Below are 24,499 nucleotides of genomic sequence, written 5' to 3'. Positions count from 1 at the left end.
TTACTCCAGGTTTGAATCTCTGGAGTGAAATACCCTTTTTTACGGTGTGCCTATTCGTTGCAGTGATTGTCCGTAAAGTCATCCGAACCCTGAATGACTTTACAGTCGCAGTACGAGAGCTTGTCCGGTCTAATGAAGGACTACGGCTGTATTCATCTCTAGATTTCTTTTGTGAATTTCAGCCAGCAACAGTGCAATGAAGTCACATTCAAGTTTAAGCTCGATTGCCATCTGATAGGAATCCAAAAGCATTTCATCCGTCAGCATAGCCATCCTCGACACAACCTTTCCTTTTATTTCAAAATCTATTCTATCAAAATACCAAAAACGGAACAAGCGTTCTGTTATCCACAGTCAATTGTGGAAATCCTGTGTATAAATTGTTGGTAAGTGTCGTTAACCCTTATATGTGACAGGGGATAATGTGGACAATATTTATACACAGAATTTTGGCGATTAAACGCAAAAAAAATTTTTTTTATGTTTATACAAATATATTATATTTGGCATCTTGTTAATAGATTATAATGGAAACTTTTTGAAAAAAACATGAATTTATTGAGGTCTTGTGTTTACCTCTAAAATCCATATCCGTCCATTCCAATCAAGCCCGTAATCAAATCCCAGTTGTCCGATCCCGGGAAATCTCCTTTCGAGTATAGGAATACAGTGCTGTGTAAGTTCAACGATCTCCCGCCGCTTTCGTATAGCTAGCCGTCGCGGATATATCATCCGAAGTGCCTCTGTTCCCTTCAACAAAGTTCCTCCTTTGCACAGATTCGTTATGACCAGTCCGGGACGAGCATGACGCGCCACCACTGCACGAAACTCCCATTTCCCCCCTTCCTTTACGACTTTGACTCTATAGTCAACAGGTCTACCTTGGATACTTGCTAGTTGAATACCTTGCTGAATGAGATACGGACGTTGGATTCGGAGCTTATCGATTCCGACTACAAGCGCACTAAAATGGCTGAACCGATGTGTTTGTTCCATACGCGTACAGGTATAGCCCCTCCCCTCCTTTGCCACGCGCATGACTCCGCCCCCTCCGCCTCCTTTTACGGGTTTTATAAATACAAAAGCATGCCGCCGCAGCATCATGCGCAATTGTTCTTCACTATATAGACAGGTTTCCGGTATATAAACGGCGGTATGTGGATGATGGAGGAGGGCCTTCGTCTTTAGCCATTTGCTTGCAAGTTGTCTCATCTAATTCTCTCCTTTCGCCGTCAGGTATACTTATACATACTCAATAGGGGTGTGCTATTCTTGGATGTTTGTCAGGATCATGTGTCTATTTCGACAAGATCATGGTGAACGGTAGCATGCACCGGACAACACTGGTACAATGACAATAATCTGAATACCATTTAGAACGGAGCAGTTGAATTTGCTGGCAAATGGTTTCTTTCAACAAGGAGGTCAACTCATGAATAGCAAAATTGGCATCATGGACATTGGCTCAAACTCTATACGTCTCGTGATCTATGAAATGACAGAGACAGGAGCTTATCGAATTGTGCAGGAATGCAAAGAAGCTGCTCGGCTGAGCGAAAAGGTTGGGGCCAACGGTCGTATGGAACGAGAAGCAATACGCAGCATCGCTCCATTGTTACGCCAATTTATGGAAGTGTGCCGTATGCACGGGGTTGTCCGAATGCGTGCAGCAGCAACAGCGGCCATCCGCAATGCGGCGAATTCGGACGAAATCGTTCAATGGATTGCGGAAGAGACAGATCTAACATTGGAAATACTGAGCGGGGAGCAAGAGGGCTATGCCGGTTTTCTGGGCGTAGTGAATACAATGAATGTGAGTGACGGAATTATTATTGACATCGGGGGCGGCAGTACCGAAATTACGCTGTTCCGTGATCGGACACGACTGCATACAGTTTCATTTCCCTTTGGCGCAGTCAATATGAATTGGCGCTTTGGACGTGAGGTCAAGAATGGCGAATGGTCTTCTGGACAGATTGAGGAAATGGAGAGCTTTGTCCGTTCTTCACTGCAAAACCATGATTGGATCTTCTCCAATCCGGGTCTGCCGTTTATCGGGTTGGGTGGAACTCTCCGTACTTTGGCTAAAATCAATCAGAAACGTCGGGATTACTCGCTTCCTGTGACACACCATTACGAAATGACAATAGAAGATGTCGATTATTTCTATAGTAGTCTGCCTCATCTGCCCTATGAAAAACGCAAAAAAACAGCCGGCCTGTCCAAAGACAGAGCCGACATTATCGTACCGGGGCTCATTATATTGAAAACGATCTTTGAAGCTGCTCAAGGCTCCGCGTATTTGGTCAGTGGAGCGGGTCTGCGAGACGGCCTGTTTCATGAGCTAGTCAACGCTGAGCAACCTGTGGCGGCTAACCCGCTCATCACGTCGATTCGCAATATCCTGTCGTTTGCTGTCCCGGTTAGCGAAGCGCATGTCAAGCGGGTTAACGAGTACGCCGTCCGGCTCTATGACACTTTAGCTGAGGGAACCTCAATCGCTATGGACAAACGCTTGTTACTAACTGCAGCAACTCTTTACAAAACAGGCGCAGCCTTGAATTACTATCATTTCCGCCAGCATTCCGTGTTCTGGATCTTGCACGCAGGCATTGGCGGTTTATCTCACCGGGAAACGGTGCTAGCCGCGCTGATCGCTGATTACCATCCCAAAAACCGGACCCCCCGCTTGCTGCGTACACATGCAGATATTTTGGAGCCTTCCGACGAAGAACGTGTACATCGGCTCGGCTCGCTGCTCCAGCTAGCAATCGGCATGGATCGTAGCGAATCCGGCATCATCACCAGCATCCATCCCACAACAGGAGACGATGCGCTGCATATTCGTCTGGAAAGCAGGAGTGAACCGATTCTGGAACAACGAGAGCTGGTGGCTGTCGCAAAAGATTTTCAAAAGGCCTGGAATCTTACGTTGTCGTGGTCCATTCTTCCTTCTTCCAGTTTTTAACCTTCATCGCTTCGAATTGGCTCCTAATGGGGGCCTCTTCGTTGTTTCTTGCTACAAATTGATAGCTACCATTAGGTAAAAGCTGGCGCGCCTTCACATTATCTTTCAAGGATAAACGTAAAATATCCACCAGCATTTCTTTGATTCGGTCGTCATAAATCGGGCACATCAGCTCAATCCGGCGAGTCAGATTGCGAGTCATCCAATCGGCGCTGGACAAGAATAGCTCCGAATGACCTGCATTTTCAAAGTAGAACAGTCTGGAATGCTCCAAGAAACGGTCGACAATGCTGATAACCCGAATGTTCTCGCTAAAGCCCTCCACGCCAGGGCGTAAACAGCAGACCCCTCGAATGATTAAATCAATCTTTACACCTGCTTGAGAAGCCGCATATAGTTCATCAATCATTTCCTGATTGGATAAAGAATTAATTTTGGCAATAATACGCGCTGGCTTGCCTGCAAGTGCGTGCTCCGCTTCCCTGCGGATCAGCTCAAACAGCTTATTTTTCATTCCCGTCGGGGCTACGGTGAAAGCTTGCGGAGTCTTGAGCGCCGAGAAACCCGTGATTTCATTAAACAGCTCAGAGGCATCCTCACCCAGCACCGGATCCGCAGTGAATAACCCGATATCCGTATATACACGAGCTGTGCTTTCATTGTAGTTGCCAGTTCCCACATGCACGTATCGTTTGAGCACATTACGTTCATGGCGTACTATTAGAATAATTTTGGCGTGCGTCTTCAAGCCGACCAACCCGTAGACTACATGACAGCCAGCTTTTTCAAGCGTACGCGCCCAAGCAATATTACGTTCTTCGTCAAAACGTGCCTTCAGCTCGACCACTACCGTCACCTGCTTACCCGATTCGGCTGCACGTGCCAGAGCCGGAATGAGCTTCGATTCTCCATTGACACGATACAGGGTCATCTTAATGGCCATTACATCCGGGTCCTCTGATGCCTCAATGATAAAATCAGTTACCGCATCGAATGATTCATACGGATGGTACACGAGCACGTCCCGTTTGCGAAGTACGTTAAAGATATCCTCTTGCGGAGGCAGTTCTTCCGGATACAATGGTTTGATTGCCGGAAACTTCAGATGCGAATACCCCTCCAAATGATCGGCAAAAGACGATAAAAACGTCAGATCTAACGGCCCGTCGATCTCAAATACATGATCGAACAGCTTGAATTCGCGTTGAAGCTCCATCAGAGCAAACGGGTTAATCCCTTTCTCTACTTCCAGTCTGACCGGTGCTCCCCGCCGTCTTCGACGCAGCTCTTTTTCAATCTCTTCGAGCAAATCTTCGATCTCTTCTTCATTAATGGACAAATCAGAGTTACGCGTAACCCGAAAGGCATGAACCGCCTCGGGTATATATCCGGAGAACAGCGTTTGTATATGATGCTTAATCAGTTCCTCAATTAAAATAAATGATTTCTTCTTGCTATTGGAACGTAACGGCACCGAAACAACACGCGGAATATTGGAAGGCACCTGCACAATGGCAAAAAGCGGCTTATCCTCCTCCGTATCTCCCGGACGTTTCAAGACAACTGCTAAATATACGTATTTATTGTGAACTAGTGGAAAAGGACGGCTCTGATCGACCGCCATCGGTGTGAGCACCGGAAATATAATTTCATGAAAATATGCATCCAGCGACTTGCGCTGTGTCGTATTTAAGTCATTATATTCAAGTAGCAAAAGACCTTTTTTCGTCAATAGGCGAGAAATATCACGATAGGTTCGATATTGCTCGGATACCATCGAGACGGTACGCTTGATCAGCCGCTTGTACAAACCGGAGGGGGTATATCCCGTAAAATCCTTTTGCATAAAACCAGCCTTGATCTTCTCGCGCGTCTCTGCAACACGAACAGCCATAAACTCATCCAAATTACTGGACACAATTGCTAAGAATTTGGCTCTCTCCAGCAACGGTGTATCTGCATCTTGAGCCTCCTGGAGCACACGGCGATTAAATTCAATCCAGCTTAAATCTCGGTTAAAGTAACGTTCTGACCCGGCTTTATCCTTCTTCTGACTCTCTATCAACATATGGCCTCCATCAATTTCATGCAGTATAGTTACCCTTTATTGTACTATTAGATGAAACGCACTAGCATCACAGAAGTGTAAACGCAATGTAAAATGTGTGTAAACACATAATGGATGTCGAAAAGGTCAAACGGATGCTTTACAAAAATAGCATTAAGCGGTACAGTGTTTACGTCTGTTTCATAGAGTAGAATACCTTTTTCAGTTGTTTAAGTTCATTATGATGTCTAATAGCCACTTAGTAGCCACGTTCAATTGCTGATTTTCAAATGGCATGATATAGGGAGGATTTACGTTATGGAACCCAAGAAAACGCCACGTGTACTGCAAAAAAACATCGAATTTTTTACCGCGGCGCTGTCTCAACACCTCGTTTCGGTCTGGCAAGAAGACCCTGCAGGCGTGTACTGTGAGATAGGCTGTGGTTATATCGAATTGTTCAGCAGCGAGATGATTCGGGTGCGCAATCAGAATGGGACCCCAAGCCATTATGACCGCAATATCACAATGTTTCAGCTAATCACGAAGGATCAGCCGATATAATTATTATATGCTATGTCTGCGCTGTTCTTCCAGATTAGAATGGTTATATGTTTAAACTACCAATTTTCATATCTGTTGAATCTTGCAGGTTTCTCCGAAAAAGCGCCATAGAGCGCTTTTTTTGTCGACTTTTTTTGAACATCGTTTGGAAAAGCAGTATGATAAGAAAGCATATTACCTAAATTTAAAGGGGAATCAACCCATGGAGCATTCAACATCAGATGGGCGCATCCTGGTCATGACCGCGGTTGAAGGCGAACGGGAGGCTGTGCTGCGCGGCCTGAAAGGCGACACTCGCTTTGTGGTCGAACTGGCTGGTGTAGGCGCTCCGTCCGCAGCGGCTTCAACCGCGCTGGCACTAGCTACAGGCGATTACCGTCTAGTCATTAGCGCCGGAATTGGGGGTGGCTTCGTGGAGGTCGCTGCACTGGAGAGCGTCGTCGTTGCTGACGCGATTATTGCCGCCGACCTGGGGGCAGAGACGGCAGAGGGTTTCAGCAGCGTGGACGAGCTGGGTTTTGGCTCCAGCCGCATTGCCGTGAACGCTGCCACCACGCAGCGATTCGTTCAGGCGCTGCGTGATGCTGGCCAGACGGTCGTCGCCGGACCGATCCTGACCGTCTCGACGGCCACCGGCACGGCGGTAACAGCGGAACGCCTAGCCAAACGCATTCCCGGAGCTGCTGCCGAAGCGATGGAAGGTTACGGCGTTGCCGTGGCGGCCAACAGGTTCGAGCTGCCGATGATGGAGATTCGCACGATTTCCAATGCTGTTGGTCCACGTGACCGTGCAGCCTGGCGAATCAAAGAGGCTTTGCAAGCGTTGGAAGCCGCATTTTCTACATTAACGGAGGTTATATAGATGCAAATTGCTTTTTCACCTTGTCCTAACGACACTTTTGTCTTCCATGCCTTGGCTCATGGATTAATTCCGGGCGCACCCGCGCTGGACATTACATTCGCCGATATCGACATCACCAACAATCTGGCGATCACACCAGATGGACTTGATATCATGAAAATTTCGTACGCTGCACTTCCTTGGGTGCTGGATGAATACGCCCTGTTGCCTTGTGGCGGCGCACTGGGCCGGGGTTGTGGGCCGCTCGTGCTGACTAAGGAAGGTTCCACCGTCAAAGGTCCGGAAGCCCTGTCCGGCAAGCGTGTAGCTGTTCCAAGTGAACGCTCCACTGCTTATCTGCTGTTCCGCCTATGGGCGGCCAAGCATGTGCCTGGGGGTGTCGGCGAGATTGTCGTAATGCCGTTCGACCAAATTATGCCTGCTGTCCGTGACGGACATATAGATGCTGGATTGGTGATTCATGAAGCACGCTTCACATATCCGTCCTATGGACTTAGCAAGCAAGTTGATCTGGGGAACTGGTGGGAAGAAGATACAGGACTGCCAATCCCTCTCGGAGCTATTATTGCCCGTCGTACGCTGGATCTGGATGCGATCACCAACTGGATACGTGCCTCTGTCGAATATGCTTGGAAACATCCCGAAGCTTCGCGTGAATATGTATTGTCTCATGCGCAAGAGCTATCACCCGATGTTGCCCAATCGCATATTGACCTGTATGTGAACGATTTTACCGCTAATCTGGGCGATAGCGGTTATGCCGCCATCGAAGCCTTGCTCGGTCGCGCCGCACAGGAAGGGCTGGTGCCTTCGTTTGATTTAGCCAAACTGCGCCTTACGTCCACAACAACACGTTAAAAGGCGCAGACATGCCATGCATGTTATCTCCTGAATAAAGCAGCTTAAACATATAAAACCTCCCGAACGAGCACATTGCCTAGCCATGCGCCCCATTCGGGAGGTTTTATGATTTCAATTCATGATGCAAATCTTCATGAGATCTCGCTTGATCCTTATTCTTAGCTCTGTTCTTGCTCCACGACCTCGGTCTTAAACACGTTATCCAGTTTGGTACCCAATCGTTTGACCAGCGGCACCTTGATATCCCGACTCAGCTCCTTGAAAAAAGCGTCCATGTCACAATTAATCTTATCCAACACGACCTTTACGGTGCCCTCTTCCAAAATCTGCTCATTCAGATCCTCAGGTACCGTAACCGAGATATCATACTTCTTGCATAACGTTTTAATGTAGCGGCTAAAGATTTCGATAAGCTCCTCATTGTTGAACTTCTCAACTGCAACTTGCCCTTTGTTCGTAAATTTCAAATTCACTCTCACGTTAGCATTTCCCCTTTTCCTTTTGACCATTTATTTTGGATAAACGTTGAACCCTTCAGAGGCTCTTCAAAGAAAGGGCCTTACCGGTCGTTTTAGACTCTTGTCCTTTGATATACTAAGTATAACACATTAAGTCCGTTTTCATTTCCCAACTTGTCGTTTTATGATAAAAAATGATACATTTTGCGCATTTTCAGCATAATTTCTTTCTTTTCATGCCAATCATTAGGAATAGTTTATACACAAATACACAAGAAAACGCCAATCTGGCAAATGAAAGACGTCTCCATGTAGATGTTTAAGTAGTATGCATTTATAGAGGTTTCGTACATTCCCAACCGTGTGAACGATACTCACGCACAGCATCTCGTATATCCTCAATATCATCTGTATGCAGCAAAATGGCAGGTAGAATTACCCAGTACTCATTCTCCGCTAGATCAATAAATACGTCCTCGACATCATAATATTGCATATCGCCAAATGCCGTATCCCTGATTTTCTGTCCAACCAAAGGTGTAAAAGGGGAATCAAATGTTTTGGTCACCTTCGTATATTCCTTCACACCCGTTGCCGAGATTTGCTGTGAAACAATGACGCTCAATGGTGTTACCTCCCTGACCTAATAATGCTCATTATAACCTTCTCTCAGACCTTCTACAAAACCTTGCGCGAAAAAAATCATAAAAATCAACAGGCCAATGCCAATGGCGACGGAGCTGATGACGATAATCAGGATGCCCTGCGTGTTTCTTTGTTCCATCTTTCTAGTCAAAATTCCGAAAACAAGGCCGATAAGCCCAAGTAAGCCTCCAATGACAAAAAAACTAAATACGAACCCCAAACCTGAAAAAATCCAGCCAAATAGAGCGAGCACCCAGCCCTGCGGCTGCGGCTCACTCTGTTTCATCTGCCAGCGTTCCCTCGCTGTAGGTGTGTATCTGTCCATTTCTTAGCTCCCCCGCTCAATTTACATTCCATAAGACAAAAATCTGTAATGCCCAGCATCGGATTAACGTTAGGTTCCTTCCTATTGCTGACCAGTGAGCTTAAAAATGCCGCCTTCCCGCTTACCAAGCGGATAATTTTGAACCGTCATTTCCACCTTCGTATTCTTATCCCATACCGGAAGCTTGTCAGATGTATTGTACTCTTTCATAGCTATGTTGATGACTTCCTCTGCCTTCTTCGTCAATGCAGCAGAAGACATATTATATTTGCCATAACCTTGATAAGCACCGCCAAAACCGAGATTAGGTTGGTTGTTCACATTCAGTAGCACACCCTTCAACTTGCCATCCTCTGCCACATTAAAAGTCACTTTTTCCAATACAAAATCATCAGTAACGACAGATGTCTGCTCTAACAGATGCGTTATGGATGACAGGTTGGCTGCTAATTTAACTTTTCCCAGTAGCGCCTCTGTATCATTTTGTTGCTTGGTTAAGACTTGTGTTGTCTGTTTTAGCGATGCATTCGCTATAGTTAAAGAATTGACCTTTGTATTAAGATTATAGTTCCATACCGCCAAGGCTATACAGCCTAGTACAGCTACTCCTGAAATGACCGTTGCCACAACTGCCAGCTTACGAATAGACTGTGGTTGCGACTCCACAGTCTGAGTATGACCGCTTAACTCTCCCATACCAAACTTCCTCTCTATTTATATAGTCACATTTTACTATTCTCCCCTCTGATATTCTAGTATATTTTTCCTAATTCTATATTTTCTAAGCATTTGTACAGGAATTCGTTTTATCAGCTTTCGAGCTTTGATTCGCTCTTTTCCCAGGAGAAGCTGTATTTACCAGATATACACTACCTGCAATCAGCACCAACCCTACTACAAATGTCAAAGTGAGGGATTCTCTGAGCATGACCATACTAAAGATCGTGGACAGTACCGGAATCATAAACGTATATGAGCCGACGGTTCCCGCATCCCCGTTGTCGATTAGCTTAAAATAAATCAGCCAGCCCATCGCAATCACGAATATTGAAATAAATAATAGAATCGCGATAAAGGAGGCTGTCCAGTGGATATCGGCCCATTTCTCGGTCGTAAACCCAATCCCGTTGAGTAGGACCCCTCCCAGAATAAGCTGCATCGTCACCGCCCAAATGGAGTCCAGTTGTTTGCTTTTTTTCTTCATATAAATTGTTCCGAGCGCCCAGCACAGTCCTGAGGCTAGCCCCAACACAATGCCCAGCACAGACAAATGACCTGCCATTCCACCGGAGCTAATCACGATCACTCCGCCAAAACCCAGTACCAGTCCAATGACTTTCAGGGGAAACATACGCTCTCCTAACCACAACCAGGAGAATAATCCCAACAAGATCGGCTGAAGGAATACTAAAGTGGAGAACAACCCAGCAGGCAGATAACGCAACCCTACCGTCTGCAAGCCATAGTAGCCTGCAATATTAAATATAGCCAGCACAAGATAAGTCCACGCATTTTGTCTAAGTCGTAAGGTTTTCCGATTACGCATAGCGAACAACAGCAGAATCACACCACCCAGCAGCGTGCGGATTCCCGAAAAAAATATCGGCGGCGTATCTGGCAAAGCCAGCTTGGTCAACGGCCAGTTGATCCCCCATACCATCACTAATATCAAGACAAGCCACAACGTAGCTTTAGGCGTTAATTTTTTCATAGATGTCTCTCTCCTTAAAATTTCATTGCGCATTGCTTACGACTAAAATCTGAATAGCCGTTTGCAAAGTTTTGCTTTACTAGCTTATACTGTGGTCACTAATAAATAAAATGAATGTTTTCAATAAGGGAGATAACTTTTCACTTATGACTATAACTCAGATTATGATCTTTGTTCGCGTAGCTGAAACACTAAACTTTACTCAAACTGCCCATGAGCTGCATATGACGCAACCTGCGGTCAGCCATGCCATCGCTAGTATCGAGAACGAGCTTGATGTCCAGCTATTGCTGCGCGATCGAAAAAGAGGCGTGCTCCTGACAGAAATCGGACAAAAGGTGCTGCTGCAATTCCGCATGGTGCTGCAAAGCATGGAAAAAGTACAGCAGCAAGTGGCCGCTGAAAAAGGCTTGGACGTAGGTACAATCACGATTGGTGCCTTTCCTTCTGCCTCAGCCTATTTTCTGCCCCCCATTATTCATCATATCCGTCAGCACTATCCGAACCTTGTTTTCGATTTACATGAAGGCTCTACCAATGAGGTCAAGGAGTGGGTGCATACCAGAGAAATTGAAGCGGGAATCATCTTGTTGCCAGACCCTGAGGTAGATGTAATTCCTTTATGTCAGGATGACATGATTATTCTCTTGCCTGACGGTCATCCTTTTCAATCGCACGACAAAATCGCCATCCGAGACTTGAATCAACAGGAAATGATCTTTTGTAAAGGTGGACATGAGGTCGCCATTATGGAAGGGTTTGAACGCGAACAAAGTCAGTTGCAAGCACAATTTATTACTCACAATATCAGCACGCTGGTCAGCATGGTCCGACAAGGACTAGGTATGGGCATTGTCTCATCTCTCGCCTTATCTACGTTCCCCCATGATCTGACCGTCAAGGAAACCACGCCTCTAATCACGCGTCAAATTGGTATCGCTATCCCCTCTCTACACAATGCTTCACTTGCTGTACAGTTATTTGTGCGAACCGCGCAGGAGCTGTTTACGGATTTGAAACAATAGAGCAATGGTAACGGGATATGGGTAGGTGTATAATGTTTCCTTTACTTACTTGAATCATTGTCATAAGGAGGTCTATTCATATGCAGGTAAATCAAATCATTGAATACGAGGAAAAACTGCGTAAGGCGATGCTGACTAGTGATGTGAAGATCTTGGATGAGCTTATTCATGATAAGCTTATATTCGTGAATCACTTTGGACAGGTGTTGAACAAAGAAGCGGATCTGGAAGCCCACCGTTCGGGTGTTTTACATTTTACGGATATTCAAGTTCTTAATCAATCAGTAATTCCGCTGGATGATACTGTCGTTACGGTGACCCGCGTTTCTTTACGAGGAACGGTAGGCAATGATCCCATTGAAGATGAAATGTGCTATACACGCGTTTGGCACAATATAGATGGTGCGTTGAAGATCATCTCAGGGCATTGTAGCACGGTAAAATAAGATTAGTCGCGAATCCGCCATGGATGCTAAATCTGACTAAGACAGGTGAGCAGCTACGGCAAGAATCTTCGTAATTAAATCAATGGCACGGTGTAAGCACAAGAGCACTAACCATTTTAGGGATAGCGCTCTTCATTTTTACAGTCTTGTTAAGTCACTTGGTTGTAGCATCATACAAACGCTGTAAAAGGGTAACAGCTTCAGCACGTGTGACCAGTGCCTTTGGGCGAAGGTATCCATTGTCAGCGGTAAGGACGCCCATCTTGGTAAGGGTGTAGAATGCTTCTGCCTTTTGATCCTGGAAATCTCCATCATAGGAGTACTCTTCTCCCGTTGTGTCGATGTACAGTACCGGATAGTAGGCTGAGAATTTGTCATTGTAATTTGCCTGACGAACTTTCATATCGTTGTACTGTGCAGCTGAGGAAATTACTTCGGCAATCTCAGGATGAAGCGTCTGATTGGTATAATCCGTTCGAACAGAAGCAATCATCATCATATCCCAACGGGTCAGCGGTTTATCAGGATTGACATAGAATTGGTAGTTTGGATATTTGCCCCCTACACTTTCAGCAAACGGCCACACATAATCTCCGTTGAATATAGCTGCAAAATCTTGATTCGCCCAGTGCTTGCGTGCATCTACAAACTCTGAAGATTTACCCGCTGAATTATTGACTTCTGGAAAAAGTTTATGAAACATATGTACAAATTCTGCTTTTGTTATGGTTTTGCCTGGCTTGAAGGTCCCATCCGTATAGCCGCTGACAACACCTTTGTCGACCATCGAATGAATGGATTCGGCAGCCCATTCATATTTTGTACCATTCACATCAGGAAACGTATTTGCCGCCAATGCGGATTGACTGAACAACAGTGCCACCGCAACCACAGGGGTAATCAGCCATTTCTTTTTCAACATCTTGTTCCACTTCCTTTAGGTAAATTTACGTAGAAAATAGTTCTCCAGACTCAATGTTATATCGGTATTTCCTATGCAAAAGATAAACATAAACACAAAAACGACCTTCGCAACGAGTAAAATTCGTTACAAAGGCCGTTATCCGTAACCTAAACGTGTATCTTTAGGAATAATTCAGACCACCATTCGAAAAATTAACAAGGCTCTTCGTTTGGTTTCCCCGCATCTGTAGCTGTACGGAAGCTTGAACCGCAGCCGCATGTAGCTACAGCATTCGGATTATGAATCGTGAAACCGCCAGACATACCAGACTCTTCAAAGTCGATTTCCAGACCGTCCAGATAGCGGATACTATCCTTTTCCACGACTACTTTCATATCCTGTACATTCATATATATATCCTGATCCGTCTCGTTGTCGTCAAAGCCCATGGCGTACGAAAATCCGGTACATCCACCTGGCGTAACACCCAGACGTAAAAACGTATTCGGCGTTTCCTGCTGCTCCAGCATTTCTTTCAGGCGTTCAGCAGCGGAATCGGTGATGTTAATCATAGCTCCATCCTCCTCTTTTACTTCATGCTCCCCTTCAGTATACTCTCTTATTTGCAGGTGCTCAAGTCATGGAATGTCCTTCCGTTACAGGCTTAAACACCTCTTTTTCTACTCGTTTGTATTGAACACCAGTGGTGTGAGGTTTATAATAGGTGAAGAGTGTGTTAAAGAAACTGTCGGAAATTTGTCATTTCAAAGGCGAAATTATGAGACATCCATCATTGTAGCCTGGCATTGTAACATTTTTCACATATCGTATATCCGCGCTGCCGGATTTTACCGACGGAACGGGACATCCTGTGCGCATCAAGCGCTTGTGCCGCTAATTCGGCGGACAGCCTCGCACAGAGCAACTTGAAGGAGGAATAGGCATGTCCACATTAGTTACACCTTTTACAGACCGCAGAATGGCGGAAATTGTAGAAAAGGTACAAAACGGGATTCGTTTGAACCTCGAAGATGGTATATATTTGTATGAAACTGACGATATTCTCACACTGGGCCAGTTGGCTAACGAAGCTAATTTACGCAAGAACGGTAAAAAGGTTTATTTTATCGAAAACATGAGCCTGTACTTCACCAATGTATGCGAAGCGCGCTGCGCGTTCTGCAATTTCCGCAAGGATCAGGGGGAGGAAGGCTCTTATACGTTGTCCGGGCAGGAAATGATTGATTATGTAGAGCAACATATCCATCCAGGCGTAAGAGAATTCCATATCGTCGGCGGTCATAATAATCATGTACCTTTCCAATACTATGTAGATTCACTGAAAGCGCTGAACGAAAAGTATCCCAACGTTACACTGAAAGCATACACTGCAGCGGAAATTGACTTTTTCACACGCATAAGCGGCTTGAGTGTTAAAGAAGTTCTTCAAGAGCTGCAAAAGGCAGGACTTCAATCTTTGACTGGTGGTGGCGCGGAAATCTTATCCGATGAATATCGGAAGAAGATGCGTGTTACCAAAGCCAATGTAGACCGCTATCTTGAAGTACATCGTACGGCCCACAATCTCGGTATGAAAACTCATACGACGATGCTGTACGGTTCAGTCGAAACTTATCAGGATCGTATTGAGCACATGCTGCAAATTCGTGAATTGCAGGATGAAACAAATGGATTTATGGTATTTATCCCACTGTCCATGCAGCCGAAAAGCAAAAACGCCAACATCATGCGCCGCAACTCTGCTTACGAGGATCTCAAAACCATTGCGATCAGCCGTTTGATGCTGGACAATATCGACCATGTTAAAGCTTACTTCATTAATATTGGTCCGCAATTGACGCAGGTCGCTCTTACCTTTGGCGCATCTGATGTCCATGGCACGATTGTGCGCGAGCAGATCAGCCATGCTGCAGGTGCGTTGACTCCTGCCGGATTGACCCGCAAAGAGCTAATCTGGCTAGTCAAAGGTGCTGGACGCATACCTGTAGAACGTGACACCTTCTATAACGAAATCGAAGTTTTCGAATAAGTGTAACATTGGATTCAGATTTCCCGCGTGCATTTTATCCCCATTACTCACACCATGCAGCCTCAAGCTGCCCCGGAACACACTGGTCTGTCTGCCAAAGGCAGGCCCGCTTTTCCGGGTTTTACAACAACAAAAACTTGTGGCTAGATCGACAAGACACCAGACCATTGCCGGGGACACGGTAACGAAAGGACGGCGGATTTTGATGAAAAATTTCGTTATTCTGGGGGGCGGCTATGGCGGCCTTACCATTGCCAAAGAATTGCTGGATAAACACATTCCCGACAATATTCAAGTTATTTTAGTGGATCGGATGCCCTTTCAGGGCTTGAAAACAGAATACTATGCCCTTGCGGCAGGTACCGTATCTGATTTTGATTTGCGGGTACATTTTCCCGATGAACAACGCCTTATTCGCAAATATGGAGAAGTCACATCGATGGATCTTGAGAATAAAATGGTCCATTTTCAAGACGGTGAGCCTTTGCCCTATGACCAGCTTGTCATTGCACTAGGTTGTACCGACCGCTTTCATAATACACCGGGGGCAGAAGAATACAGCTGTACAATCCAGTCCTTTAATCATACCCGCCAAACGTATCTGCGCTTGAATGAAATCAAGCCTTATGGACATGTCCATATTGTAGGTGGCGGTCTAAGTGGGGTCGAGATTGCTGCGGAGTTACGTGAAAGCCGCGCGGATTTGAATATTACTATTATGGATCGGGGCGAGCGGGTGCTATCAGCATTTCCGCAACGTTTGTCTGCTTATGTACATGCCTGGTTCAAGGAGCATCATGTGAACGCACTAAATCATGTTGCGGTTTCCCGCATTGAGCCAGGGGCTATTTACAACCGTGACGAGCAAATTATGACCGATGCGGTTGTATGGACAGCCGGGATTCAGCCCGTTAAAATTGTGCAGGATTTAGCAGTTCCTAAAGACCCTCAGGGCCGCATCGTGCTAAATGAATATTATCAAATACCGGATCATCCTGAAGTGTACGTCGTCGGAGACTGTGCGAGCCTTCCTTACTCTCCAAGCGCTCAGGCGGCAGAGGTGCAGGGTGAGCAGATTGCCCACATTGTACGCGACCTGTGGAAGGGCCAAACGCCTCACCCGCATCCTTTAAAGCTACGTGGTACATTAGGTGCACTTGGCAAGAAGGCCGGGTTTGGTTATGGCTTTATGGGCAGTACCTCTTTGCGTGGACGAGTGCCGCGTCTGCTGAAGAGCGGTGTGCTCTGGAAGTCCAAACGCCATTTTGGCTAATTGGATACTCAACAACAAGGAAGACCTGCTTCCAGAGCAGGTCTTCTTTGTTGTTGCATCTATAAATAATATATATTTCCTACAAGAGGAAGCTGGCTTGCCGGTGACTTCTATTTTTAATCCAAATCCAGGTTGTCCCATGCTTCGGCTTCTTTAATTTTGTTTAGAATCACTTCGTACAGAAGCTCTGCTGAATCTGCGGATACAATTTCACCATTAACCATCGCATAAGGCTCTGCGTTACACTGACCGCAATTGCTTAGGCAGCCGTATTCAATCACATCATAATCCGGGTTCTGTTCTAGTTTGGACATAATCTCATCGGTACCAAAATGCATATTACTGGTGCAAAATTCAATAATAGGTCTTAACATTTTTTTCACCTGCTTTGAATGACGGGCATTTTAATTTGGCCCGCTTTGTAATATAATAAATAAGGTATAGGAAAGGAGTTGAATTCTAATGAGCGAAGCACAAAGCGTTCAAATGTATGATGAAGTAGCAGACGTACTGGATAAGCTCCGTCCGTTCCTGCAACGCGATGGCGGTGACGTTGAGCTGGTTGACGTTGAAGATGGTATCGTTAAGCTGAAGCTGGTAGGCGCTTGCGGCAGTTGCCCAAGTTCTACAATTACGCTGAAGGCAGGGATTGAACGCGCTCTTCTCGAAGAAGTCGAAGGCGTCCAAGAAGTGGTACAAGTATTCTAATGCTTGATGCATAATGATCAGAGAGTCTTGACTTCGGTAACGAAGCTCAAGACTCTTTTTGTGTTACAACGTCTAAAGGATCTCTCGATCTTATATGGTTGGCCGAATGGGGTCCAATCCTCCGGACACATCCATAATATTACCCGTTATAAAATCCGAATGCTCCTCACACAAATAGGCGATCACTCGCGCAATGTCCTCTCCGCTTCCTGGACGCCCACGCGGTGTCTCTGTATCCTGCATGCCTATGACATCGGCAATCGACTTTTCCTTGTTCGCTCCTCGGATATCCCCGGGACAGATCATATTGACCGTGATGCCATGGGGAGCTTCCTCTACAGCCAGTGACTTCGTAAAAGACACCAGCCCCACCTTAGCAGCTGCGTAGACGGCGCGATGCGGCCAAGCCCTTGCTTCTCCAGCATGACCAAAGCCAAAATGAATAATACGTCCCCATTGCTGGCTACGCATGTGCGGCAATACCAAATGATCCAGCAACATGGTACCGACCAAATTTCCCTGTATCATGGCATGAATCTCAGCTACACTGTAGTCCGCAAAAAGACGGCGTTCCCGGATGAAGGGTCCGGCATTATTCACCATAATATCAACCCCGCCCAGACGATCCTGCACTTCACCGATCAGCCTGGTGATATCTTCCTGAACAGAGATATCTGCTTGTAAAGACAGACAGCGTACTCCCTTAGATTCAATTACCTGCTTAAGCGCTTCGGCTTCAACCTGGCTATGGACATAATTTAGTGCAATGTCACAACCTTCATCAGCCAAACGCAGAGCGGTCATTTTACCTAAACCTTTGGCACTGCCCGTTATGAGTGCGACTTTGTCTCTCAACAGTTTTCCTCCTCTTCACAGAGAACGGTCACCCCCAAGTATAAAATATTTAAGCAATCCCTACAACTCCAGCCAAGAAGAAACCCCAGTCCTCTTGTTTAAGAGAAGCTGGGGTTTACGTTCAGCGGTTTCTTAGTTTCTGCTTAAAATGCAGGGATAATTGCGCCTTGATATTTGTCTTCAATGAATTTTTTAGTTTCTGGAGATTGCAAAGCTTTAAGCAGTTTTTGGATCGCTTCGGAATCTTTATTATCAGGACGTGCTACCAGTACGTTAGCATATGGTGAATCTTTGTCTTCCAGTGCCAATGCATCCTTGGTCGGATTCAGCTTGGCTTCCAAAGCGTAGTTCGTGTTGATCAACGCAATATCCACTTCAGGCAACTGACGTGGCAGCATAGCTGCTTCCAAAGTTTTAAATTCCAGATTTTTCTTATTTTCAGTAATATCTTTTACGGTAGCTTCAATGTTGCTTGCGTCCTTCAGCTTGATCAGACCTTGTTTCTCCAACAGCAACAATGCACGGCCTCCATTGGTCGCATCGTTCGGAATCGCTACTGTCGCACCGTCTGGAAGTTCATCAAGCTTTTTATATTTTTGAGAGTAGATACCGAATGGCTCCAGATGAACAGCGCCAATAGATACCAGATCCATTTTACGCTCTTTATTCATCACATTCAGGTAAGGTACATGTTGATAAAAGTTAGCATCCAGTTGCTTGTCAAACAATTGCACGTTCGGCTGTACATAGTCGTTAAACTGAACGACTTGAAGGCGAACTCCTTCTTTTTCCAACTGAGGCTTGATCGCTTCCAAAATTTCCGCATGTGGCACAGGAGAAGCTCCAACTTTCAGTTCGACTTCACGTGGTGACCCGCCTGTATTTTCGGCCGCATTGTTTGTATCCGATGTAGTGCTCTTTGTACCGCAAGCAGCCAGTACCGCAATTAATGTCAAGCTCAATACAGCCAATACCCATTTCTTCATGTTGTTACCCCTCCAATAATTTGTAATATTCAGGATCAGACGTCCTGATCAATAAGGATATCTATATGTTTTCCCTATTTTCGAGTATAATGCCGCACAAGGCGATCTCCTGCCATTTGCAGCAGTTGTACCAATACGATCATCAGCACGACCGCAACGATCATTACAGCCGTTTCATAACGATAATAGCCGTAGTTGATTGCCAGCGTACCCAGTCCACCGCCCCCGATCATACCGGACATTGCCGTGTAGGATACGAGTGTAACGACGGTAATGGTTAATGCGGCGAGCAGGCCCGGCAGTGCCTCACGTAACAGCACACGCCGGATAATTTGTCCTGTCGAAGCCCCCATCGCTTGTGCAGCTTCAATGACACCCTTGTCCACTTCACGTAGTGACGTTTCGACAAGACGTGCGAAGAAAGGAGCAGCCCCGATAACCAATGGCGGAATGGTTCCCAGCACCCCGGTCGAGGTACCTACCAACGATCGTGTAAAAGGAATAAGTGCAACGATCAAAATGATAAATGGTACGGAACGCAAAATGTTCACGATGAAGGATAATACAATGTATATCACCTTCATCAAAGTCAACGAGGAGCGGCTCGCCAGAAACAACAATATACCGAGCGGCAATCCAATAACGAGGGTGAACAATGCAGATGCCCCGAGCATCTGAAGGGTTTCCAGCGTAGAATTCCCTAGCTCTTCCCAACTCACTTGCGAAAAATCAAGTTCGCTCATTGTCCGATCACCTCCACATCAAGTCCTTGCCCAGACACTTCGCGCAGCGTATGCTCTATATCTGAATGGTTTCCTTCAAAACGAACGATCAGCTGTCCATACGGTACATTTTTAATTGTAGAGATGGTTCCCTGCAAGATTGCAAAATCAACACCCGTACTTCGAGCCGTACGCGACAGAATCGCATCATAAGTTTTGCTGCCTAAGAAGGAGATACGTACTACCTGTGTCGATTCCCCGCTACCTGCAGCTGCAATCGCTGCTTGTAACTCCTCGGGATGTTCCGCCTCCCGCTGGATAAAGTCCTTAGTTACCTGATGCTGTGGCTTCAAAAATACTTCCGCCACCGGACCTTGCTCCACGATATCGCCCTGATGAATGACGCCAACTCGATCACAAATGCTTTGAATGACATGCATCTCATGAGTAATCAATACGATGGTCAAATTAAAACGTTGATTAATATCCAACAGCAATTTCAGGATAGACCCTGTCGTCTGCGGATCAAGCGCAGACGTCGCTTCGTCACACAGCAACACATGCGGATCACTAGCCAGTGCCCGTGCAATTCCTACCCGCTGCTTCTGTCCACCTGAGAGCTGTGACGGATATTTTCCACTGTGTTCTTTGAGCCCCACTAGTTCCAGCAGCTCACGAACTTTCTTGTCCATCTCCTGCTTAGGGGTACTTACCAGACGCAATGGAAATGCAATGTTGTCATACACTGTCGCCGAAGACAACAAATTAAAATGTTGAAAAATCATTCCGATTTTTCGGCGTTGCTTCTGTAACTGGGATTGACTCACAGTCACAAGGTTAACCCCATCTACCCATACTTCGCCTGAAGTAGGGCGCTCCAATAAATTAATACAGCGGATCAACGTACTTTTGCCCGCTCCGGAATGACCAATCACCCCGAATATTTCTCCACGCTTTATAGAAAGATTCAACCCGGACAACGCATTAACGCGTCGGTTGCCTTTACCATAATGCTTGGTTAATTGCTTAAGCTCTATCAACGTGCTGCGACCCCCTTCACTTCTTCCTTACCCTTTTAACCAGTTGTCATCTCTCAGGATTGTATAAAATCGGCTATTTATTTATACAAAAAAGAGCCCCTTTCACAGAATGAAAAGGGCCCCACCTTGCGAACCTTTTCTCATCTGCCAAAATCGCTATAACTCTAGCGGTTTTGTAGGAATTAGCACCATATGTTCCCTCCCGGTGCATTACACCGGGAAAGAACGGGTTGCCGGGCTTCATCGGGCCAGTCCCTCCACCTCTCTGGATAAGAAAAATATGTTAAACTCCAGCTTTAGCTGTCCGTTTAGTTTATATAAAAAAATAATTCAAGCATTTTTCTGAAACTAGATTTCAGTATAGATAGTTTACATTGCTTTGTCAAAGGATATTTTCTGTCATAATTATGGGCGCACTGCCCGGTTCTCCCATTGTTTCGCAGTATAAGAAAATGCGTTTGATAGCGACCGGCATACCATTTCCAAGCCCTGCTGCAAATCTTCCAGATGGTGATCGAGGTCCTCCAGTTGGATTTTGCCATATAAAGCACGGTGACGTTGCCAGAGATCATCCTGCATTTCCGTGTTCATATAGTGTATCTCCGTATTTCGCCGCTTACGCAGGCGATTGATCGCATCGTTGTATGTGTCCTTGATATCAATTAAATTATCAGTCAATATAGGATGCATTTTGAGATACTTCAGCTGTCGCAACACAGTAAAATACGAATAATGCGCCTTATACTGCCCTGTTTTTAAATCATACAGGTCATTCATCCAGTTACCCAACTTATCCAAAATAGAGAATACCCGCACAAACCCATCCTTATAAAAGAATACGTACAAGGCATAATCGGATTTTTCATCCTTGCTCATATCTTCAGCGTATCCGGCTTTTACTTTCATACGAAAAAAGGCGGCAGCATGATGGCTCTGCTCCAGTTCATCCAATGACGACATTAGACCACGCGTCAAAATATCCGCCTTCCGAAAGTCATGAGTCGGATCACCACTGGCCTGGATTTGTCGTTCCAGCAAATGTAACATGTCTGACATGCTATTCATGGCATCCAGCAGGAAACCATTATTTACACGCGGGGGCTCGCCCAACAGCTTGCGTATCATGCTTCACGCCTCCTTCATATCTGTAAAATCCGGCTGTTAAGATGCTTTAATAGGCGTCAAGCGAAATAACTCGTCCATCGTTGATCTACAAGCTTAACAATATCTTCACGTGGCAGTACCTCATCAGGGTAGCCCGGCTTCATACGTGCATCCACCACAATCGGCAGCTTATAGTTCAGGTGATGCAAACGCACTTCGCTATTAGCGTACATATCTGTAGCCGGGTTAAAGCGTGTGAATACCGTCCACAGGAACGAAGCTTGGGAGCGAACAACTTCTTTGGCATCGTCCACGATAAAGACAAGTGGCCACTCTTGCTCACCCGCAGCTAATCGCTCCAATACACGCGCAGCGAGTTCAGGCTCCTGCTCAAAGGACGAGCCGGATACAACGAGGCATCCTCCACAATAGGGTTCGATGTCACGAATTCCCGGCAGATCGCCCCCTTCATAAACGCGAGGCAATTCACGCACAGGCTCGCCTACTCCCATCAGAATCGCCTTACTGCCATGATTCAGCTTACGGCCCGTGTAATCGAGTGTATCGTGAGACGTATGGTTGAAAATAAACAAATCTCTGGCTGGATTAAATCGTTCCAAAATGGTTTCGAGCAGCAGGTTAAAGTCGGATAAATCGATTACCCGATCTGTCAGCATCAGGAATTTGGTCAACGACAATTGACCTTGACCCAGAATGGTAAAGCCGGATACCAGCGCTTCACGGGAGTAGCTTTCACGTACGACTGCCGCTGCCAGCGCATGTACACCTGTTTCCGCATATGCCCATAACGACTTGACGGAAGGCATTACAAGCGGATAGGCGGGCGACAACAGACGTTGCAAAAACTCGCCGAGATAGTAGTCTTCCTGCCGCGGCTTACCTACAATGGTTGCCGGATAAATGGCATCTTTACGGTGATGCATATGTTTGACATGAAACACAGGGAAATCATGTTGTAATGAGTAATAGCCAAAATGATCACCAAACGGTCCTTCCAGGCGGCGTTCATGAGGCGGCACATAGCCGCTGATCGCAAATTCGGCTTCTGCCGGAATCCGGTGACCTCCGAGCGGGTCTTCTGTCATGGGCAGCTTGCCCCCCATAATAAGGGAAGCCAGCAATAGCTCAGGCAAATTTTCCGGGGCAGGAGCAATCGCAGACGCAATCAGAGCAGGCGGGCCACCGATGATGATCGTCGTAGGCAACGGCTCATTACGCAGCTCTGCTTCATGATAATGGAAGCCGCCGCCTTTATGGATCTGCCAATGAATCCCAGTCGTCTGATCATCATAAATCTGGATGCGATACATCCCCAAATTATGATCCTTGGACTGACCTGGCTTTTCGGTATACACGAGCGGAAGCGTAATGAACGGTCCTCCATCCTCGTGCCAGCTGGTCACTCTAGGCAGTGGAGCCAGCGGAGCATCAGTACGGCGAACGCCCAATACAGGGGCTTCGTTATGAGATACTGTTTTTAGTCCTACTTTTAGCATGTCCTTAATCAGCCCACGTTCATTCCACAACGCTTTGGGGGTAGGTGGAAGCAACGTTTTGGTCGCACCTACAATTGCATCCATCAGTTGCTCTGGACGAGGGCCAAAAGCCATGTCCACACGGCGATTCGTACCGAACAAATTACTGGCTACAGGAAACGGGGTTCCTTTGACATTTGTGAACAGCAGCGCCGGACCTTCTTCCTCAATGACTCTTCGGTGGATCTCGGCCAGCTCCAAATAAGGATCGACAGGTGCTTCTATAATTTTAAGATCATTTTCTTTACGCAGCGCTTCAATAAATTGGCGCAAATTCTGGTAGATCAACTGGATGATTCCTCCTAAGCAAATCAAGCCCTCGAGAAACTCGTGGGCCTGGTTTGTTTCTTATGATGTTATTATACGTGTTCCAACGCCTCTTGGGCAAAAATACGCTTCATTATAATCTACAAAATGCTTAGGTACGCTGTGCTTGGGTCGGAACAAGCTTGCGGTCCGGTGACAATTGCCATACACGATAGCTCAAATAAGCCAAAATGGAGAACAACGATGCAATCACCAGCATATGTCCCAGCACGATAAACATGTAAATTTCAGGTCTGTTGACGTACAGCAAGATAATGCCAATTACCACTTGAAGAATAATCAATACGACCGATACGACACCCAGGGTACGAATATCCCTGTGATTCGGGTGATAACGGTATGAGTAGTGACCCACAGCCAAAATAATGACAAACAGCAGACCGGCTGAAATCTGATGAAGCAGCAGTGGAGATATGAAACCCCCAATATTTACAACCTTCTGGATGACCGAATGACTAAGCAACGCTCCTGAATAGACAGCAATATAGGTATAAATCGTTGATAGCCATATAAAGTTACGATAGCCCCGACTGACACGCCCAGGAATCAGACGCGGAGTGTAGCGTGAATCCGCATGCTCCTGCCAGGCCCCCAGCGTCATCATGGTCGCACTGGCAAAAGCAATAAGCGCAAAGCCAAAATGCAGCCCCATGACTGCAGCCGATTGGGAGAAGATGACAGCCAATGCCCCCATCGCACCTTGTATAATAACAAACAATAGCGTGAGTAAGGAGAATAGCTGTAAATCCTTCCGATGCTTCATAAACAGCAAAAAGCCGACAAACGAGGCGATAGAAAGAATTCCGGCCATGGCACTGACGGAGCGATGAGAGAACTCAATAAGGGATGCGATGGTATGCGCCGGAACCAGCTTACCATTACAAAGTGGGAATTCTCTTCCACAGCCGAGACCCGAATCCGTTCGCGTCACGACACCTCCACCGAAGGTAGCCAAAAACATGACAATACATGTTACGAGTGCCAGCCATTTTAATATTCTGATTTTGTTATTCAATGAATTCACCCGTATCCTTCCAAATATAATATTTATTCACTTTATAT

Annotated in this window: 27 protein-coding genes and 1 riboswitch; of the genes, 9 read left to right on the top strand and 18 right to left on the bottom strand. The window is 46.1% G+C overall.

From position 1 onward, the window contains the following. Nucleotides 1-129: 129 nt before the first annotated feature. Nucleotides 130-273, bottom strand: a complete 144-nt coding sequence (gene sda / locus ACU1JV_RS17735) for a sporulation histidine kinase inhibitor Sda (protein ID WP_007431918.1) — start codon at nucleotides 271-273, stop codon at nucleotides 130-132. A 282-nt stretch (nucleotides 274-555) separates the two neighbouring features. Continuing rightward, the gene (locus ACU1JV_RS17730) at nucleotides 556-1,212 is read right to left on the bottom strand and encodes a YheC/YheD family protein (protein WP_013372891.1); all 657 of its coding nucleotides are present in this window, start codon (nucleotides 1,210-1,212) and stop codon (nucleotides 556-558) included. A 220-nt stretch (nucleotides 1,213-1,432) separates the two neighbouring features. Here ACU1JV_RS17730 and ACU1JV_RS17725 point away from each other — a divergent pair, with 220 nt between their 5' ends. After that, complete coding sequence (locus tag ACU1JV_RS17725) at nucleotides 1,433-2,968, top strand: Ppx/GppA phosphatase family protein (protein WP_413986947.1); 1,536 nt, start codon at nucleotides 1,433-1,435, stop codon at nucleotides 2,966-2,968. Here ACU1JV_RS17725 and ppk1 read toward each other — a convergent pair. Then, nucleotides 2,928-5,036 carry a polyphosphate kinase 1 gene (gene ppk1 / locus ACU1JV_RS17720; RefSeq protein WP_058712384.1) on the bottom strand — a complete coding sequence of 703 codons (2,109 nt, stop codon included), beginning with the start codon at nucleotides 5,034-5,036 and terminating at the stop codon, nucleotides 2,928-2,930. The genes ACU1JV_RS17725 and ppk1 overlap by 41 nt on opposite strands. A 297-nt stretch (nucleotides 5,037-5,333) precedes the next feature. On the opposite strand from ppk1, the gene ACU1JV_RS17715 reads away from it, so the two are divergent. The 3 genes from ACU1JV_RS17715 (at nucleotide 5,334) to ACU1JV_RS17705 (ending at nucleotide 7,299) form a co-directional block, all read left to right on the top strand. Next, nucleotides 5,334-5,579: a hypothetical protein gene (locus ACU1JV_RS17715; RefSeq protein ID WP_025674119.1), complete on the top strand. Its 246-nt coding sequence runs from the start codon at nucleotides 5,334-5,336 to the stop codon at nucleotides 5,577-5,579. Between the two features lie 202 nt (nucleotides 5,580-5,781). Next, the gene (locus ACU1JV_RS17710; RefSeq protein WP_413987512.1) at nucleotides 5,782-6,441 is read left to right on the top strand and encodes a futalosine hydrolase; all 660 of its coding nucleotides are present in this window, start codon (nucleotides 5,782-5,784) and stop codon (nucleotides 6,439-6,441) included. Then, on the top strand, nucleotides 6,442-7,299 hold the full coding sequence (locus ACU1JV_RS17705) for a 1,4-dihydroxy-6-naphthoate synthase (protein WP_064963458.1): 858 nt from the start codon (nucleotides 6,442-6,444) through the stop codon (nucleotides 7,297-7,299). Nucleotides 7,300-7,460: 161 nt separating this feature from the next. Here ACU1JV_RS17705 and ACU1JV_RS17700 read toward each other — a convergent pair whose 3' ends face one another. The 5 genes from ACU1JV_RS17700 to ACU1JV_RS17680 all read right to left on the bottom strand — a co-directional run bounded on the left by ACU1JV_RS17700 (nucleotide 7,461) and on the right by ACU1JV_RS17680 (nucleotide 10,441). Beyond that, entirely contained in the window at nucleotides 7,461-7,781 is a 321-nt protein-coding gene (locus tag ACU1JV_RS17700; RefSeq protein ID WP_013372898.1) for a hypothetical protein, read from the bottom strand. A gap of 313 nt (nucleotides 7,782-8,094) precedes the next feature. Then, the gene (locus ACU1JV_RS17695; protein ID WP_013372899.1) at nucleotides 8,095-8,385 is read right to left on the bottom strand and encodes a hypothetical protein; all 291 of its coding nucleotides are present in this window, start codon (nucleotides 8,383-8,385) and stop codon (nucleotides 8,095-8,097) included. An 18-nt stretch (nucleotides 8,386-8,403) separates the two neighbouring features. Further along, a complete protein-coding gene (locus ACU1JV_RS17690) occupies nucleotides 8,404-8,730 on the bottom strand; it encodes a hypothetical protein (protein WP_013372900.1) in 327 nt (108 codons plus the stop codon). Between the two features lie 81 nt (nucleotides 8,731-8,811). After that, nucleotides 8,812-9,426: a hypothetical protein gene (locus tag ACU1JV_RS17685; RefSeq protein ID WP_137079194.1), complete on the bottom strand. Its 615-nt coding sequence runs from the start codon at nucleotides 9,424-9,426 to the stop codon at nucleotides 8,812-8,814. A gap of 85 nt (nucleotides 9,427-9,511) precedes the next feature. Next, entirely contained in the window at nucleotides 9,512-10,441 is a 930-nt protein-coding gene (locus ACU1JV_RS17680; RefSeq protein ID WP_413986948.1) for a DMT family transporter, read from the bottom strand. Nucleotides 10,442-10,587: 146 nt separating this feature from the next. On the opposite strand from ACU1JV_RS17680, the gene ACU1JV_RS17675 reads away from it, so the two are divergent. Continuing rightward, a complete protein-coding gene (locus ACU1JV_RS17675) occupies nucleotides 10,588-11,466 on the top strand; it encodes a LysR family transcriptional regulator (protein ID WP_013372903.1) in 879 nt (292 codons plus the stop codon). An 80-nt stretch (nucleotides 11,467-11,546) separates the two neighbouring features. After that, nucleotides 11,547-11,912, top strand: coding sequence for a nuclear transport factor 2 family protein (locus tag ACU1JV_RS17670; protein WP_413986949.1), 366 nt, complete (start codon nucleotides 11,547-11,549; stop codon nucleotides 11,910-11,912). Between the two features lie 154 nt (nucleotides 11,913-12,066). On the opposite strand, the gene ACU1JV_RS17665 is transcribed toward ACU1JV_RS17670, so the two are convergent. Then, a complete protein-coding gene (locus ACU1JV_RS17665) occupies nucleotides 12,067-12,834 on the bottom strand; it encodes an S-layer homology domain-containing protein (protein WP_413986950.1) in 768 nt (255 codons plus the stop codon). A gap of 194 nt (nucleotides 12,835-13,028) precedes the next feature. Further along, nucleotides 13,029-13,388, bottom strand: a complete 360-nt coding sequence (locus ACU1JV_RS17660; RefSeq protein ID WP_413986951.1) for a HesB/IscA family protein — start codon at nucleotides 13,386-13,388, stop codon at nucleotides 13,029-13,031. Between the two features lie 371 nt (nucleotides 13,389-13,759). On the opposite strand from ACU1JV_RS17660, the gene mqnE reads away from it, so the two are divergent. After that, nucleotides 13,760-14,866, top strand: coding sequence for an aminofutalosine synthase MqnE (gene mqnE, locus ACU1JV_RS17655; RefSeq protein WP_016820012.1), 1,107 nt, complete (start codon nucleotides 13,760-13,762; stop codon nucleotides 14,864-14,866). A 205-nt stretch (nucleotides 14,867-15,071) separates the two neighbouring features. Continuing rightward, a complete protein-coding gene (locus tag ACU1JV_RS17650; protein ID WP_013372908.1) occupies nucleotides 15,072-16,139 on the top strand; it encodes an NAD(P)/FAD-dependent oxidoreductase in 1,068 nt (355 codons plus the stop codon). Nucleotides 16,140-16,255: 116 nt separating this feature from the next. Here ACU1JV_RS17650 and ACU1JV_RS17645 read toward each other — a convergent pair whose 3' ends face one another. Then, nucleotides 16,256-16,513, bottom strand: a complete 258-nt coding sequence (locus ACU1JV_RS17645; RefSeq protein ID WP_016820010.1) for a YuzB family protein — start codon at nucleotides 16,511-16,513, stop codon at nucleotides 16,256-16,258. An 88-nt stretch (nucleotides 16,514-16,601) separates the two neighbouring features. On the opposite strand from ACU1JV_RS17645, the gene ACU1JV_RS17640 reads away from it, so the two are divergent. Beyond that, complete coding sequence (locus ACU1JV_RS17640) at nucleotides 16,602-16,847, top strand: NifU family protein (RefSeq protein WP_013372910.1); 246 nt, start codon at nucleotides 16,602-16,604, stop codon at nucleotides 16,845-16,847. Nucleotides 16,848-16,937: 90 nt separating this feature from the next. Here ACU1JV_RS17640 and ACU1JV_RS17635 read toward each other — a convergent pair whose 3' ends face one another. From ACU1JV_RS17635 to ACU1JV_RS17605, 7 genes are all read right to left on the bottom strand, one after another. Continuing rightward, the gene (locus ACU1JV_RS17635; protein ID WP_413986952.1) at nucleotides 16,938-17,702 is read right to left on the bottom strand and encodes an SDR family oxidoreductase; all 765 of its coding nucleotides are present in this window, start codon (nucleotides 17,700-17,702) and stop codon (nucleotides 16,938-16,940) included. A 143-nt stretch (nucleotides 17,703-17,845) separates the two neighbouring features. Then, nucleotides 17,846-18,688 (bottom strand): MetQ/NlpA family ABC transporter substrate-binding protein, encoded by an 843-nt coding sequence (locus ACU1JV_RS17630; RefSeq protein ID WP_165083684.1) that lies wholly within the window; start codon nucleotides 18,686-18,688, stop codon nucleotides 17,846-17,848. 74 nt (nucleotides 18,689-18,762) lie between these two features. After that, nucleotides 18,763-19,431: a methionine ABC transporter permease gene (locus ACU1JV_RS17625; protein ID WP_031462166.1), complete on the bottom strand. Its 669-nt coding sequence runs from the start codon at nucleotides 19,429-19,431 to the stop codon at nucleotides 18,763-18,765. Beyond that, a complete protein-coding gene (locus ACU1JV_RS17620; protein ID WP_165083685.1) occupies nucleotides 19,428-20,450 on the bottom strand; it encodes a methionine ABC transporter ATP-binding protein in 1,023 nt (340 codons plus the stop codon). The genes ACU1JV_RS17625 and ACU1JV_RS17620 overlap by 4 nt, the downstream gene beginning before the upstream one ends. Nucleotides 20,451-20,587: 137 nt before the next feature. Then, a riboswitch (SAM riboswitch) is annotated at nucleotides 20,588-20,726 on the bottom strand. A 129-nt stretch (nucleotides 20,727-20,855) separates the two neighbouring features. Then, nucleotides 20,856-21,575 (bottom strand): Cthe_2314 family HEPN domain-containing protein, encoded by a 720-nt coding sequence (locus ACU1JV_RS17615; protein ID WP_025674141.1) that lies wholly within the window; start codon nucleotides 21,573-21,575, stop codon nucleotides 20,856-20,858. A 56-nt stretch (nucleotides 21,576-21,631) separates the two neighbouring features. Beyond that, complete coding sequence (locus ACU1JV_RS17610; protein ID WP_413986953.1) at nucleotides 21,632-23,398, bottom strand: UbiD family decarboxylase; 1,767 nt, start codon at nucleotides 23,396-23,398, stop codon at nucleotides 21,632-21,634. 130 nt (nucleotides 23,399-23,528) lie between these two features. Then, nucleotides 23,529-24,461 carry a COX15/CtaA family protein gene (locus ACU1JV_RS17605; protein ID WP_013372916.1) on the bottom strand — a complete coding sequence of 311 codons (933 nt, stop codon included), beginning with the start codon at nucleotides 24,459-24,461 and terminating at the stop codon, nucleotides 23,529-23,531. Between the last annotated feature and the right edge of the window lie 38 nt (nucleotides 24,462-24,499).

Source organism: Paenibacillus sp. T2-29 (assembly GCF_052921365.1).
This window is presented reverse-complemented; position numbering and strand designations above follow the sequence as displayed.

Coding starts and splice junctions, on each gene's coding strand:
- ACU1JV_RS17725 (WP_413986947.1), top strand. CDS start 1,433: ATGAATAGCAAAATTGGCATCATGGACATTGGCTCAAACTCTATACGT.
- ACU1JV_RS17660 (WP_413986951.1), bottom strand. CDS start 13,388: ATGATTAACATCACCGATTCCGCTGCTGAACGCCTGAAAGAAATGCTG.
- ACU1JV_RS17705 (WP_064963458.1), top strand. CDS start 6,442: ATGCAAATTGCTTTTTCACCTTGTCCTAACGACACTTTTGTCTTCCAT.
- ACU1JV_RS17730 (WP_013372891.1), bottom strand. CDS start 1,212: ATGAGACAACTTGCAAGCAAATGGCTAAAGACGAAGGCCCTCCTCCAT.
- ACU1JV_RS17685 (WP_137079194.1), bottom strand. CDS start 9,426: ATGGGAGAGTTAAGCGGTCATACTCAGACTGTGGAGTCGCAACCACAG.
- ACU1JV_RS17615 (WP_025674141.1), bottom strand. CDS start 21,575: ATGATACGCAAGCTGTTGGGCGAGCCCCCGCGTGTAAATAATGGTTTC.
- ACU1JV_RS17650 (WP_013372908.1), top strand. CDS start 15,072: ATGAAAAATTTCGTTATTCTGGGGGGCGGCTATGGCGGCCTTACCATT.
- ACU1JV_RS17710 (WP_413987512.1), top strand. CDS start 5,782: ATGGAGCATTCAACATCAGATGGGCGCATCCTGGTCATGACCGCGGTT.
- ppk1 (WP_058712384.1), bottom strand. CDS start 5,036: ATGTTGATAGAGAGTCAGAAGAAGGATAAAGCCGGGTCAGAACGTTAC.
- ACU1JV_RS17680 (WP_413986948.1), bottom strand. CDS start 10,441: ATGAAAAAATTAACGCCTAAAGCTACGTTGTGGCTTGTCTTGATATTA.
- ACU1JV_RS17640 (WP_013372910.1), top strand. CDS start 16,602: ATGAGCGAAGCACAAAGCGTTCAAATGTATGATGAAGTAGCAGACGTA.
- mqnE (WP_016820012.1), top strand. CDS start 13,760: ATGTCCACATTAGTTACACCTTTTACAGACCGCAGAATGGCGGAAATT.
- ACU1JV_RS17675 (WP_013372903.1), top strand. CDS start 10,588: ATGACTATAACTCAGATTATGATCTTTGTTCGCGTAGCTGAAACACTA.
- ACU1JV_RS17645 (WP_016820010.1), bottom strand. CDS start 16,513: ATGTTAAGACCTATTATTGAATTTTGCACCAGTAATATGCATTTTGGT.
- ACU1JV_RS17670 (WP_413986949.1), top strand. CDS start 11,547: ATGCAGGTAAATCAAATCATTGAATACGAGGAAAAACTGCGTAAGGCG.
- ACU1JV_RS17630 (WP_165083684.1), bottom strand. CDS start 18,688: ATGAAGAAATGGGTATTGGCTGTATTGAGCTTGACATTAATTGCGGTA.
- ACU1JV_RS17715 (WP_025674119.1), top strand. CDS start 5,334: ATGGAACCCAAGAAAACGCCACGTGTACTGCAAAAAAACATCGAATTT.
- ACU1JV_RS17690 (WP_013372900.1), bottom strand. CDS start 8,730: ATGGACAGATACACACCTACAGCGAGGGAACGCTGGCAGATGAAACAG.
- ACU1JV_RS17625 (WP_031462166.1), bottom strand. CDS start 19,431: ATGAGCGAACTTGATTTTTCGCAAGTGAGTTGGGAAGAGCTAGGGAAT.
- ACU1JV_RS17665 (WP_413986950.1), bottom strand. CDS start 12,834: ATGTTGAAAAAGAAATGGCTGATTACCCCTGTGGTTGCGGTGGCACTG.
- sda (WP_007431918.1), bottom strand. CDS start 273: ATGGCTATGCTGACGGATGAAATGCTTTTGGATTCCTATCAGATGGCA.